Below are 13,109 nucleotides of genomic sequence, written 5' to 3' on the forward strand. Positions count from 1 at the left end.
TCAGTTCCCCCCGGAGGGCTTGGCGGGCGGTACGGCGGCGGCCGGCGCCGCGGGGGCGGCGGGGGCCTGGCCCTGGGCGGCGGGCGCGGGCGGCAGGACGGCGTCGCGCGGGTCGGTGCGCGGCGGCACGACGACGACGCCGATCAGGTCGAGCCGGGTGAACTGCACGAACGGCTCGACCAGGATCGTCTTGGTGAGCTGGCCGGGGTTGGCCTCGACCTGGACCACCTTGCCGACCGGGACGCCGGGCACGAACGGGCGGCCGCTCTGCGAGCCGAAGGTGACGAGCCGGTCGCCCTCCTTGACCTGGGCCTTGCCGTTGAGCAGCGAGACCTTCATGGCGCTGGTGCCGCCGCCGGAGGCGAAGCCGATCTCGCCGCTGCCCTCCAGCCGGGCGCCGGCGCTGAAGCCGGGGTCGGAGGCGAGCAGCACGGTGGAGGTGGTCGGGGCGACGGTGGTGATCCGGCCGACCAGGCCCTGGCCGTTGATGACGGTCATGTCCCGGGTGAGGCCGTCGTCGCTGCCGGCGTCGATGGTGATGGTCCAGGAGAAACCCTGGGCCGGGCCGATCGCGATGACCTGGGCGGCCTTGACGGTGTATCCGCCGGCGCCGGCGGTGCGCAGCAGGTCGTCGAGCTGCTTGGTGCGGCCGCCGGCCGCGTCGGAGGAGGCGAGCTTCTGGCGCAGCTCGGTGTTCTCACGGGCGAGCTGGTCGGTGCGACCGCTGTGGGTGGCGGCGTCGCGGAAGGCCCGGACGGTGTCGGCGACCGGGTCGACGACGGTGGCGGCGCCGCGCTCGACCGGGCCGAGGACGCCGGCGGCGGCGCGCCGGGCGCCGCCGAGCGGGGAGTCCTCACCGCCCTTGATGTCGACGGTGATCAGTGCGAAGGCGACGGCCACCAGCAGGATGAGCAGCAGCCGGCTCTCTCGTGTGTCCCTCACGGTGCTGGTACTGCCCCTTCGTACCTGGCCCACCGCCCGGGCCGCGGGGCCCGGGCGGGGGCCGTTTCAGTTGACTGTCCGGTCTGTCGGTCGTGCTAGCGGCGCGGCTGGGCGTCGAGTACCTGCTGCAGTGCCTCGAACTCCTCGACGCACTTGCCGGAGCCGAGGGCCACCGAGTCGAGCGGGTTCTCGGCGATGTGGATCGGCATGCCGGTCTCGCGGCGCAGCCGCTCGTCCAGGCCGCGGAGCAGGGCGCCGCCGCCGGTGAGGACGATGCCGCGGTCCATGACGTCGCCGGCGAGCTCGGGCGGGCACTGGTCGAGGGTGGTCTTGACGGCGTCGATGATCGAGTTGACCGGCTCGTCGATGGCCTCGCGGACCTCGGCGGCGGAGATCACGACGGTCTTGGGCAGGCCGCTGACCAGGTCGCGGCCGCGGATCTCGGCGTGCTCGTCCTTCTCGCCCTCCAGGGCGAAGGCGGAGCCGATGCTCATCTTGATCTGCTCGGCGCTGCGCTCACCGAGGAGCAGCGAGTACTCCTTCTTGATGTGCTGGACGATCGCGTTGTCCAGCTCGTCGCCGGCGACCCGGATGGACTGCGCGGTGACGATGCCGCCGAGGGAGATCACGGCGACCTCGGTGGTGCCGCCGCCGATGTCGACGACCATGTTGCCGGTGGCCTCGTGGACCGGCAGGCCGGCACCGATCGCGGCGGCCATCGGCTCCTCGATGATGTGCACCTGGCGCGCACCGGCCTGCGAGGAGGCCTCGATCACGGCGCGGCGCTCGACCCCGGTGATGCCGGAGGGCACGCAGACCACGACCCGGGGGCGGGCCAGGTAGCGGCGGCGGTGGATCTTGAGGATGAAGTAGCGGAGCATCCGCTCGGTGATCTCGAAGTCGGCGATCACGCCGTCCTTGAGCGGGCGGATGGCGACGATGTTGCCGGGGGTGCGGCCGATCATCTTCTTGGCCTCGGCGCCGACCGCCAGGATGCCGCCGGTGTTGGTGTTCACCGCGACCACGGACGGCTCGTTGAGGACGATCCCCTTGCCCCTGACGTACACCAGCGTGTTGGCGGTTCCGAGGTCGATCGCCAGGTCGCGGCCGATGAACGACAGGTTGGTTGCCATGGGGTGTGGGTGCCTTCCCGGGCTCGGAGTCATTGCGGGGGGTGGACGACGAACGTGCGCCCACGGCTTGGGCGGGAACCAGCTGACCGGCCGTAACGGGCCCTCGAGTCGCGTCCATCGTAGTCACGCCGGCCGGTACGGACGTCGACGTGGGGCATGCCGTCCATTGTCCGGGGCGTGATCGCTTCTCCGGGCATTGGGACGCCGTGTCGGCGCCCCCAGTTCCCTATTTCACGATAAAAATGCCCCGGCCGGGCCAATGGTCCCGACCGGGGCACCCGGGCGTCTCTCGGGCGTGTCGCGCGGGCCGGGATCAGGCGTGCGCGGGGAAGAAGATCTTGATCTCGCGCTCGGCGGACTCGGACGAGTCGGAGGCGTGGATCAGGTTCTCGCGGGTGATCGTCGCGTAGTCGCCGCGGATGGTGCCGGCACCGGCCTCCAGCGGGTTGGTGGCGCCGGCCAGCATGCGGATGCCGGGGACGACCTCCTCGCCCTCGACGATCATGGCGATGGACGGGCCGGAGGTCATGAACTCCAGCAGCGGCTCGTAGAACGGGCGGCCGACGTGCTCCGCGTAGTGGTGCTCCAGCGTCGCCCGGTCGAAGGTGCGCAGCTCCAGAGCGGTGAGCTTCCAGCCGGCCTTGCGCTCGATGCGGCTGATGATCTCGCCGGCCAGGCCTCGCTTGACGGCGTCGGGCTTGAGCAGGACGAGAGTGCGCTGGGACACGGTGCGTCTCCTGGGGATCGGTTCGGCGTGCACGCGCTCGGGCGTGCGGAGTGCGGCTACCCGCAGAGGTTACCTTGCGTGAGCGACCCCCCGAGCCGCCGGTCCCGGCCCTCGTCGGGACGGGCTCTAGGCGGCCCCGGCAGCGGTCTCGGCAGCGGTCTCGGCGGCGGTCTCGGCGGCGGCGCGGGCGGCCTTGAACTCGTCCACCTTGCGGCCGTAGTGGACCGAGCACCACCACAGGCCGGCGAAGACCACACCGAGGGCGAACATGGTCGGCAGGATGAAGCCGCCGGCGATCAGGCCGATCTGCAGCGCCCAGCCGATCGGCACCGCACCGGGGCGGTTGATCATGCCGCAGAGCGCGATGCAGAGGACCATCGCGATGCCGCTGACCGTCCAGACCGTGGCCGGGGAGACGTCGGAGAGCTGCGTCGCGACCAGCGCCGCGAACATGATCAGCAGCGCCTCGCCGATCAGGGTGGAGGAGCAGAGCGTCCTCATCGTCACTTCCTCCCGAGGAGCAGGCGGGCCTCGCCCACCGTGATGACCGAACCGGTGACCAGCACGCCGGCGCCGCCGAGGTCGCCCTCCTCCTCGGCGAGGGTGACGGCCGCGGCGATGGCGTCGTCGAGCCGGGGCTCGACCTGGACGCGGTCCTCACCGAAGATCTCGACCGCGAGCGCGGCCAGGGCGTCCACGTCCATCGCGCGGTGGGTGGAGTTCTGGCTGATCACGACCTCGGCCAGGACCGGCTCGAAGGCCTCCAACAGGCCGGCCACGTCCTTGTCGCCGCTGGTGCCGATGACGCCGACCAGGCGGGTGAAGCCGAAGGACTCGGTGATCGCGGCGACGGTGGCGCGGGCGCCGTGCGGGTTGTGGGCGGCGTCCAGGATGATCGTGGGGCTGCGCCGGACGACCTCCAGCCGGCCCGGGGAGGAGACGCCGGAGAAGGCCTGGCGGATCTTGTCCTGGTCGAGCTGCCCGCCGCGGGCGCCGCCGACGCCGAAGAAGGCCTCGACCGCGGCCAGCGCCAGGGCCGCGTTGTGCGCCTGGTGCTCGCCGTGCAGCGGGATGAAGACGTCCTCGTACTCCTCGCCGCCGAGCCCACGCAGCGTCACCAGCTGTCCGCCGATGGCCAGCTCACGGCGGATCACGCCGAACTCCATGCCCTCGCGGGCCACCGTGGCGTCCACCTCGACGGCGCGCCGCAGGACGACCTCGGCCGCGTCCAGCTGCTGCTGGGCGACGACGGCGACGGCACCGGACTTGATGATCCCGGACTTCTCGACGGCGATCTCGCCGGTGGTCTCCCCCAGCTTGTCGGTGTGGTCCAGGCCGATCGGGGTGAGCACGGCGACGGCCGCGTCGATCACGTTGGTGGCGTCCCAGGAGCCGCCCATGCCGACCTCGACCACCGCGACGTCCACCGGGGCGTCGGCGAAGGCGGCGTAGGCCATGCCGGTCAGCACCTCGAAGAAGGACATCGGGACGGGCTGCTGGGCGTCGACCATCTGCACGTACGGCTCGATGTCGCGGTAGACCTCGACGAACCGCTCGGGGGTGATCGGGGCGCCGTCCAGGGTGATCCGCTCGGTGACGGTCTCCACGTGCGGGCTGGTGTAGCGGCCGGTGCGCAGCTCGAAGGTGTTGAGCAGCTGCTCGATCATCCGGGCGGTGGAGGTCTTGCCGTTGGTGCCGGTGATGTGGATGGAGGGGTAGGACCGCTGGGGCTGGCCCAGGATGTCCATCAGCGCCTCGATCCGGTCGAGCGAGGGCTCCAGCTTGTTCTCCGGCCAGCGCTTGGAGAGCTCCAGCTCGACGTCGCGCAGGGCGTCGCCGGTACTGCCGTCGGCAGGGCCGTCGGCGGGGCGGAGGGTGTACGGGTTCGGGTCGGCCTTGTCGCTCACGACCACAGTCTACGGAGCGGCGCCGGGCGCTCCCCACGGGGTGAGAACCACCACTTCGCCCGCTCTTCCCAATTTGCCCGGTTTACTATTGATTCTGCGAGTTTGAGCCGCGGCGAAGCATCGATTCGCACCCCACAGGAGCCGCCAGACCTTCGATCATGAGGAGAACCGCGCCATGCCCGACGCCCTGCACGACTGGATCGCGACCCGCCAGGAGACCCTCGTCTGGTTAGCCGGGCTCGTCTCGCTCGCACTCGTCGGCTACATGGCCCTCGTCTTCGGGCGCTTCCTCGTGTACTGGGCCGGCTCCCGGCACGCCTTCCGTCACGACCGGCCCGCCGAGCCCGGCGACCCGGCCGCCTTCCAGTGGCACCTGGTGATCCCCTGCCGCGACGAGGAGGCGGTGGTCGCCCAGACCCTCGCCGGACTGCGGGTCGCCGCCCCCGAGGCGCACCTGTGGGTGATCGACGACGACAGCGAGGACGCCACCCGCGAGCTCGTCCTCGCCGCCGGGCAGGACCCGCGGATCCACCTCGTCCAGCGCCGCCGCCCGCACGCCCGGATCGGCAAGGGCGCCGCACTGAACGCCGCCTACCGCGAGATCTCCGCACGGCTGCCCGAGGACGCCGACCGCTCCCGGGTGGTGATCGGCGTCGTCGACGCCGACGGACGGCTCGACCCCGGCACCCTCGCCCAGGTCTGCAGCGACCACGCCCTCGGCCGCCCCGACACCGGCGCCGTCCAGATCGGCGTCCGGATGCGCAACGCCGACGACGAACTCCCGCTGCCCGGCCGCGGCCGCACCGCCAACGCACTCGCCCGCGCCCTGGTCCGGATGCAGGACGTCGAGTTCCAGGCCAACAACACCGGCATGCAGCTGCTGCGCCGCCGCACCGGCAGCGTCGGACTCGGCGGCAACGGCCAGTTCGTCCGCCTCACCGCGCTCGACTCGCTCACCGCCGAGGAGGGCCGGGCCGGCCGCCCCTGGCCCGAGCGCGCCCTGCTGGAGGACTACGAGTCCGGCCTCGACCTGCGGCTCGCCGGCTGGCGGCTCACCCACGTCACCGAGCGTCAGGTCTCCCAGGAGGGCCTGGTCTCGCTGCGCCGCTTCCTCACCCAGCGCACCCGCTGGGCCCAGGGCAACATGCAGTGCCTGCGCTACACCGGCCGCGTGCTGCGCTCCCCGCACTACACCGCGGCCGGCAAGGCCGAGGTGATGTACACCTTCCTGCAGCCGGTGGTCTGCGTGCTGCTCGTCCTGCTCACCCCGCTCTCGCTCGCGATCACGGCGGCCGGCCTGGTGCTCTTCCCCGCGGAGACCGCCGAGTTCCAGCTCAGGTTCGGGCCCTACATGCTGCTCGCCTTCGTCCTGGCCACCCTGCCGATGGTGTTCTGGGGCCTCGCCTACCGCCGCCTCGTCCACCCCGACCGCAGCCGGCTCACCGGCCTGCTCTGGGGCGTCCTGGTCTGGCTCTACGCCTACCACCTGTTCGTGGTCGCCGTCCGGGCCGCCGTCCGGCTGCTGCTCGGCCGCAACGGCTGGGCCAAGACCCGGCGCAACGCCGAGCCGGTCGCCGCCGGCGCCCCCACCGCCCTCGAATCCTGAGCCGCCCCCACCCGCCGTCGAGCCCCGGCCGCTCCCACCGCCGCCGAGCGCCGGGCCGCCCCCGTCCCCGGAGAGACGCCCCCATGAGCCCCTGCCTTCCCCCCGCCAGCGTCGCCGTCGTCCTCGGCACCCGCCCCGAGCTGGTCAAGCTGGCCCCGCTGATCCACGAACTCGGCGAGGCCACCCGACTGGTGCACACCGGTCAGCACTGGGACGAGGCGATGTCCGGCCGCTTCCTGCGCGACCTCGGCCTCCCCCGCCCCGAGCTGCTGACCGGCGTCGGCGGCCGCCCGCGGGCCGGCCAGATCGCCCAGTCCCTGGGCCAGCTCGACGCCGCCTTCGCCGACGACCGGCCCGCCGCCGTCGTCGTCCAGGGCGACACCAACGCCACCCTGGCCGGCGCGCTCGCCGCCAACGCCCGCGGGATCCCGCTGGTGCACGTCGAGGCCGGCCTGCGCAGCTTCGACCGGGCGATGCCCGAGGAGCACAACCGGGTGATGGTCGATCACGTCTCCGACCTGCTCTGCGCCGCCACCCCCGAGAACGCCGCCAACCTGCGCGCCGAGTCGCTGGACGGGCAGCGGATCGCCGTCACCGGCAACACCGTGGTCGAGGTGGTCCGGCACCGGCTGCCGGACGCGCCCGCCCGGGCCGCGCTGCTCACCCGGCACGGGGTCGCGCCGGACGGCTACGTGCTGGCCACCGTGCACCGGCCGGAGAACACCGACACCCCGGAGGCGCTCGGCGCCGTCCTCGCCGAGCTGGACCGGATCGCCCGGGCCGGCACCCCGGTGCTGTTCCCGATGCACCCGCGCACCCGGGCCGCCGTCGAGCGGTTCGCGCTGGACCGCCTGCTGGACCGACTCGCCGTCACCGAGCCGGTCGGGTACGCGGAGTTCCTTGGCCTCGCCCGGCACGCCGCGCTGCTGGTCTCCGACTCCGGCGGGGTGCAGGAGGAGTGCACCGTGCTCGGCCGCCCGCTGCTGGTGGTGCGCCGCTCCACCGAGCGCCCGGAGGCCGTGGACGCGGGCTTCGCCGCGCTGGTGCGGCCCGGCGCCGAGCTGGGCGGGCTCGCCCGCGCCTGGCTCGCCGACCGCACCGAGCGGCTGGCCCGGCTGGCCGCCACCCCGAGCCCGTACGGGGACGGGCTCGCCTCGGCCCGGATCGCCCGGCTGACCGCGGAGCTGGCCGGGCGGCCCGTCGCCGCCCTGGCCGCGGCTTAGCGGCCGGGGGCCGGGGCTGGGGTCGGGGCCTGGGGTCGAGGCCTGGGGTCGGGGCCTGGCCGCCGGCCCTCCGGACAGCTGGATCGGCCTGCTCCGCCTCGTGAGGCACGTGCCCTTCTCCGCAAGGGACTTGACCGGCTGTGGCACCGAAGCGGGCGCCGGCACCGTCGGCGCGCATCGGCACACCGCGCCCCGGGAAGGCGCGGTCAGCCCCCGGCGCGGGCCTCGGGGATCTCGGGCGCGCCGGAGTGCCGGCGACGCAGCTCGGCGGTGATCTCGGCCACCTCGCCGTCGGGCAGGAACGGCAGCATCATGGCGACGCCCTGGAGCAGGCCGCCGAGCAGGAAGGTGGTGTCGGCGGTGGCCGCGACCAGGCCGCGGACCTCGGCGACCCGGCCGGCGGCGACCGCCTCGATCAGCCGGGCCGCGTCCGCCGTCTCCTCGTCCACGTCGACCGCGGCGGTGTCGGCCGGGGCCCGCCGGGCCATCGCCCGCAGCACCCGGTCGCCGACCGCCGGCGCGTACGCCTTGCGGACGGCCTCGGCGGCGATCCAGGCGAGCAGGGTGGTCACCTCGCGGTGCGCGTGCTCGTCGAGGATCCGGTCCAGCGCGTCGTCGAACGCCAGCTGGTTACCGTGCCGGAACGCGAGCAGCAGGGTCGCCGCCCTGGCTTTGGCCTCATCGACCGCTTCAGCGGGAAGTTCGTCGGCCAACTCCACCGTCACCACCACGCCTAACCCTCCCGTCACCCGTCGGCTCAGCAGAACGTCCTGCACACCGTACACATCCGACCTGCAAACTTCGGCGAACCCGCGCGGGCAAGACGTGAATGAATTCGGGCGGAATAGGACCTCACCCGGTCCAGGATGAATATTCGCTTGAAGGGAGCAATGCCATTGCGCTATTGGGAGCAGGAAAGGCTTGGGAGCGGGAATGACGGGTACCGCGGAAAAGGCCGAGGGGCCGCACCCCGCGTCGGCGGGATGCGGCCCCTCGGGGAGCCGGTGCGTCAGGCCTGCGGAAGCGCCGCGAGCTGGGCGGTGATCCGGGCGATGTCGGCCTCGGCGGCCTCCTGACGTGCACGGATCTTGGCGACCACGTCGTCCGGCGCCTTGGCCAGGAAGGCCTCGTTGCCGAGCTTGGCGGTGGTCTGGGTCTTCTCCTTCTCGGCCGCCGCGAGGTCCTTGGCCAGGCGCTTGCGCTCGGCCGCGACGTCGATGGTGCCGGAGAGGTCCAGCGCCACCGTGGCGCCGGCGACCGGGAGCGAGGCGGTGGCGGTGAAGCCCTCCTCCGGGACGGTCAGCCGCAGCAGCGAACGGATCGCGTCCTCGTGGACGGCCAGCACGGTGCCGGCCAGGTCCAGCCGGGCCGGGACCTTCTGGCCCGGCTTCAGCCCCTGGTCGGAGCGGAAGCGGCGGACCTCGGTGACCACCTGCTGCAGCGTGGCGATCTCCGCCTCCGCCGCGGCGTCACGGTAACCGCTGTCCTGCGGCCAGTCGGCGATCACGACCGACTCGGCACCGGTCAGCGTGGTCCACAGCGTGTCGGTGACGAACGGCACGATCGGGTGGAGCAGCCGCAGGGTGACGTCCAGGACCTCGCCGAGCACCCGGCGCACGGCGTCGGCCTGCGGGCCGCCCTTGGCCAGGGTGGTCTTGGAGAGCTCCACGTACCAGTCGAAGACCTCGTCCCACGCGAAGTGGTAGAGCGCCTCGGAGAGCTTCGAGAACTGGTAGTCGTCGTACAGCGCGTCCACCTCGGCGACCGTGCTGTTGAGGCGCGACAGGATCCAGCGGTCGGTCGCGGTCAGCTCCTCCGGCGCGGGCAGCGGGCCCTCGACGGTGGCGCCGTTCATCAGCGCGAAGCGGGTGGCGTTCCAGATCTTGTTGGCGAAGTTGCGGGCCGCCTGCACCCAGTCCTCGCCGATCGGCACGTCGACGCCCGGGTTGGCGCCGCGGGCCAGCGTGAAGCGCAGCGCGTCGGAGCCGTACTTGTCCATCCAGTCCAGCGGGTTCACCACGTTGCCGAAGGACTTCGACATCTTCTTGCCGTTCTGGTCACGGACCATGCCGTGCAGCGCGATGGTGTGGAACGGCGGCGTGCCGTCCATCGCGTAGAGGCCGAACATCATCATCCGGGCGACCCAGAAGAACAGGATGTCGTAGCCGGTGACCAGGACGGAGTTCGGGTAGAACTTCGCCAGGCTCTCGGTCTGCTCCGGCCAGCCGAGGGTGGAGAAGGGCCACAGGCCGGAGGAGAACCAGGTGTCCAGGACGTCGGTGTCCTGGTGCCAGCCCTCGCCCGCCGGCGGCTGCTCGTCCGGCCCGACGCAGACGACCTCGCCGTTCGGGCCGTACCAGACCGGGATCCGGTGGCCCCACCAGAGCTGGCGCGAGATGCACCAGTCGTGCAGGTTGTCGACCCAGTCGAAGTAGCGCTTCTCCATCTCCTGCGGGTGGATCTTGACCTTGCCGTCGCGGACCGCGTCACCGGCGGCCTTGGCGAGCGGGCCGACCTTGACCCACCACTGCATGGACAGCCGCGGCTCGATCGTGGTCTTGCAGCGCGAGCAGTGACCGACCGAGTGGACGTACGGCCGCTTCTCGGCGACGATCCGGCCCTCGGCGCGCAGCGCGGCCACGATCGCGGAGCGGGCCTCCAGCCGGTCCAGGCCAAGGAACGGGCCGTGTGCGGTGATGACCGCGTGCTCGTCCATGACGGCGACGGCCGGCAGGTTGTGGCGCTGGCCGATCTCGAAGTCGTTCGGGTCGTGCGCGGGCGTCACCTTGACGGCACCGGTGCCGAACTCGGGGTCGACGTGCGCGTCGGCGACGACCGGGATGCGCCGGCCGGTGAGCGGGAGCTCGATCTCGGTGCCGACCAGGTGCTTGTACCGCTCGTCCTCCGGGTGGACCGCGACGGCGGTGTCCCCGAGCATCGTCTCGGCGCGGGTGGTGGCGACGACGATCGAGGCGTCACCCTCGCCGTAACGGATCGAGACCAGCTCGCCGTCGTCGTCCTGGTACTCCACCTCGATGTCCGAGATCGCGGTGAGGCAGCGCGGGCACCAGTTGATGATGCGCTCGGCGCGGTAGATCAGCTCGTCGTCGTAGAGCTTCTTGAAGATGGTCTGGACGGCCTGGGAGAGGCCCTCGTCCATGGTGAAGCGCTCGCGGGACCAGTCCACGCCGTCGCCGAGGCGGCGCATCTGGCCGGAGATCTGCCCGCCGGACTCGGCCTTCCACTGCCAGACCCGCTCGACGAAGGCCTCCCGGCCCAGGTCGTGGCGGGACTTGCCCTCCTTGGCCAGCTCGCGCTCGACGACGTTCTGGGTGGCGATGCCGGCGTGGTCCATGCCCGGCTGCCACAGGGCCTCGTAGCCCTGCATCCGCTTGCGGCGGACGAGCGCGTCGATCAGCGTGTGCTCGAAGGCGTGGCCCAGGTGGAGGCTGCCCGTGACGTTCGGCGGCGGGATGACGATGGTGTACGGCGGCTTCTCGCTCTTGGCGTCGGCCGTGAAGTAACCGCGCTCTACCCAGCGCTCGTACAGCTCGCCCTCTACGTCCGCCGGAGCGTAGGTCGTCGGGAGGGTGGCTGCGTCGTCCCCGGGGTGCGTGCTCGCGGGGCGCTGGTTCGTGGTGTCGGTCACGACGCACAGTTTACGTAACCGCGGACGTGGGTTACGAACCGCTTTCGGTCCGCGGACTCGGCGCGTCCGGCCCGGACGGCCGTCGGCCCGGTGCGGTACCGTGCCCCGACACTCGTCCGATTCACGGTTCGACCCGGACGAGTCCGGACACGAATACAGGCCGCGGGTGCGGCGGGGGAGCACAGACGCAGATGTACGGCCAGGGTCAGCAGTATCCGCAGGGTCAGCCGCAGCCCTACGGGGCACCGCCGCAGTACGGCGCGCCGCAGCAGCCGCAGCCGCCGTACGGGGCCCAGCCGCCCTACGGCGCGCCGCAGCAGCCCTACGGGTACCCGCAGCAGGGCGCTCCGGCCCCGCAGTACGGGGCGCCGCAGCCGCCGTACGGCGTGCCGCAGCAGGCCCCGTACGGGCAGCCCGGCTACCCGGTCGCGCCGCCGCCGAAGAAGGGCAGGGCCGGCCTGGTGGTCGGTCTGCTGATCGGCGCGCTGGTGCTGGGCGGCGGCGGTTTCGCCGCCTACAAGCTGCTCGGCGGCTCCTCCGGCGGCGACTACAAGATCACCGCGCCGCAGACGCTGCCGGACGGCTACACCCAGAAGTCGGCCAAGGAGCAGGCGGCCGACCCGGCCAAGGCCAGCGAGTCGGAGAAGATCGGCACCGACCTGCACGTCCTGCTGGCCAGCTACTCCAAGGGTTCGGACGCCACCGACGGCAGCATCAGCGTGCTCGGCGTCTACGGGAAGATCAAGGACCCGGGCGCGATCATCGAGGACTCCAAGAAGGACACCAACGGCGGTGCCACCTGGACCAGCCCGATGACCGACTTCCCGGCGCAGTACGGCCACGACTCCGCGGCCAAGCTGTCCTGCGGCACCTACGGCATCTCGATCGGCGGCGGCGCCCCGAAGAGCTCGACCACCGTCTGCGTCTGGGCCGACAGCTCCACCACCGCGCGGGTGTCCTTCATCAAGGTGGGCGGCACCAACCTCACCCCCGCCCAGGCCGCCGAGAAGACCCGGGCGATCCGCGACGCCATGATCACCGCCAAGTAGCAGCCCGGCGCAGTGCACGACCGCGCCGCCCGGGCCCCGGGCAGCGCGTGCCCCGTCCGTCCCAGAAAGGGCCACCGTGACCGAGCAGACCCCCTACGGCGCCCCGCCGCCGCCCGCCGGCCAGCCCTACGGCGCCCCGCCGGTCCCGCCCCAGCAGCCCGGCTACGGCGCGGTGCCGCCGCAGGCCCCGCCGCCGGGCGCCCCGGCCGGCTACCCCGGGTACGGCGCGTACGCCCCGGTGCCGCAGCGCAAGTCCCGCAAGACGCTCTGGGTCCTGCTCGGCGTCTTCGCCGTCGTCCTGGCGCTGATCGGCGGCGCGGTCGCGTACTTCGTCCTCGACGTGACGTCCAACGCCGGCACCCAGAAGATCGTCCTGCCGACGACCTTCAAGGACCTCCGCAAGGACGACGACAACGAGATCTCCCGGGAGATGGAGAAGGAGATCACCTCCGAGTTCGGCAAGGGCGACGGCGCCTGGAACCCGACCGGGGTGAGCGCGGTCTACCAGGACAGCGACGACACGCCGCAGCTCATCGTGGTCGGCGGCTACGGCAAGGTCCTGCTGCCCAAGCAGGAGATGGACGCCATGTTCAAGGGCTTCGAGCAGGGCGGCCCGACGGTCAGCGACCGGCACGCGGTGGACGCCGGCCCCAAGGGCGGCACCATGGAGTGCGCCAAGGCCACCCAGTCCGGCACCGACCTGGCCGTCTGCGCCTGGGCCGACAACAGCAGCCTGGTCATGCTGATGCGGGCCCCCGAGGACGGCAAGGCGCCGGACCTGGACAAGCTCGCCGCCGAGGCCCGCGACCTGCGCGCGATCGCCGAGGTGCCGAAGTAGGCCGAGGTGCCGGCGTAGGCCGCGGTACCCCGCGA

Annotated in this window: 11 protein-coding genes; 4 read left to right on the forward strand and 7 right to left on the reverse strand. The window is 72.5% G+C overall.

Annotation, left to right across the window (positions count from 1 at the left end; genetic code table 11):
• From mreC to RMN57_RS14095, 5 genes are all read right to left on the reverse strand, one after another.
• Positions 1 to 942 carry a rod shape-determining protein MreC gene (gene mreC / locus RMN57_RS14075; protein WP_313763754.1) on the reverse strand — a complete coding sequence of 314 codons (942 nt, stop codon included), beginning with the start codon at positions 940 to 942 and terminating at the stop codon, positions 1 to 3.
• Positions 943 to 1,037: 95 nt separating this feature from the next.
• The gene (locus tag RMN57_RS14080; protein WP_305067939.1) at positions 1,038 to 2,063 is read right to left on the reverse strand and encodes a rod shape-determining protein; all 1,026 of its coding nucleotides are present in this window, start codon (positions 2,061 to 2,063) and stop codon (positions 1,038 to 1,040) included.
• Between the two features lie 325 nt (positions 2,064 to 2,388).
• Positions 2,389 to 2,802, reverse strand: a complete 414-nt coding sequence (gene ndk, locus RMN57_RS14085; protein ID WP_313763755.1) for a nucleoside-diphosphate kinase — start codon at positions 2,800 to 2,802, stop codon at positions 2,389 to 2,391.
• Between the two features lie 126 nt (positions 2,803 to 2,928).
• Entirely contained in the window at positions 2,929 to 3,303 is a 375-nt protein-coding gene (locus RMN57_RS14090; RefSeq protein WP_313763756.1) for a DUF4233 domain-containing protein, read from the reverse strand.
• Between the two features lie 2 nt (positions 3,304 to 3,305).
• Entirely contained in the window at positions 3,306 to 4,709 is a 1,404-nt protein-coding gene (locus tag RMN57_RS14095) for a folylpolyglutamate synthase/dihydrofolate synthase family protein (RefSeq protein ID WP_313763757.1), read from the reverse strand.
• Between the two features lie 175 nt (positions 4,710 to 4,884).
• On the opposite strand from RMN57_RS14095, the gene RMN57_RS14100 reads away from it, so the two are divergent.
• Together RMN57_RS14100 and wecB are read left to right on the forward strand one after the other, a co-directional pair.
• Positions 4,885 to 6,315 carry a glycosyltransferase family 2 protein gene (locus RMN57_RS14100; RefSeq protein WP_313763758.1) on the forward strand — a complete coding sequence of 477 codons (1,431 nt, stop codon included), beginning with the start codon at positions 4,885 to 4,887 and terminating at the stop codon, positions 6,313 to 6,315.
• 83 nt (positions 6,316 to 6,398) lie between these two features.
• Complete coding sequence (gene wecB, locus RMN57_RS14105; RefSeq protein ID WP_313763759.1) at positions 6,399 to 7,538, forward strand: non-hydrolyzing UDP-N-acetylglucosamine 2-epimerase; 1,140 nt, start codon at positions 6,399 to 6,401, stop codon at positions 7,536 to 7,538.
• A 206-nt stretch (positions 7,539 to 7,744) separates the two neighbouring features.
• On the opposite strand, the gene RMN57_RS14110 is transcribed toward wecB, so the two are convergent.
• Positions 7,745 to 8,269 carry a hypothetical protein gene (locus RMN57_RS14110; protein WP_313763760.1) on the reverse strand — a complete coding sequence of 175 codons (525 nt, stop codon included), beginning with the start codon at positions 8,267 to 8,269 and terminating at the stop codon, positions 7,745 to 7,747.
• Between the two features lie 278 nt (positions 8,270 to 8,547).
• On the reverse strand, positions 8,548 to 11,187 hold the full coding sequence (locus tag RMN57_RS14115) for a valine--tRNA ligase (RefSeq protein ID WP_313763761.1): 2,640 nt from the start codon (positions 11,185 to 11,187) through the stop codon (positions 8,548 to 8,550).
• Positions 11,188 to 11,378: 191 nt separating this feature from the next.
• Here RMN57_RS14115 and RMN57_RS14120 point away from each other — a divergent pair, with 191 nt between their 5' ends.
• Together RMN57_RS14120 and RMN57_RS14125 are read left to right on the forward strand one after the other, a co-directional pair.
• Entirely contained in the window at positions 11,379 to 12,236 is an 858-nt protein-coding gene (locus RMN57_RS14120; protein WP_313763762.1) for a hypothetical protein, read from the forward strand.
• 76 nt (positions 12,237 to 12,312) lie between these two features.
• Entirely contained in the window at positions 12,313 to 13,074 is a 762-nt protein-coding gene (locus tag RMN57_RS14125; RefSeq protein WP_313763763.1) for a hypothetical protein, read from the forward strand.
• Positions 13,075 to 13,109: the final 35 nt, after the last annotated feature.

The sequence above is a fragment of the Kitasatospora sp. CM 4170 genome (assembly GCF_032110285.1).
GTDB classification, from domain to species: Bacteria; Actinomycetota; Actinomycetes; order Streptomycetales; family Streptomycetaceae; genus Kitasatospora; species Kitasatospora aburaviensis.

Coding starts and splice junctions, on each gene's coding strand:
- RMN57_RS14100 (WP_313763758.1), top strand. CDS start 4,885: ATGCCCGACGCCCTGCACGACTGGATCGCGACCCGCCAGGAGACCCTC.
- RMN57_RS14090 (WP_313763756.1), bottom strand. CDS start 3,303: ATGAGGACGCTCTGCTCCTCCACCCTGATCGGCGAGGCGCTGCTGATC.
- RMN57_RS14120 (WP_313763762.1), top strand. CDS start 11,379: ATGTACGGCCAGGGTCAGCAGTATCCGCAGGGTCAGCCGCAGCCCTAC.
- wecB (WP_313763759.1), top strand. CDS start 6,399: ATGAGCCCCTGCCTTCCCCCCGCCAGCGTCGCCGTCGTCCTCGGCACC.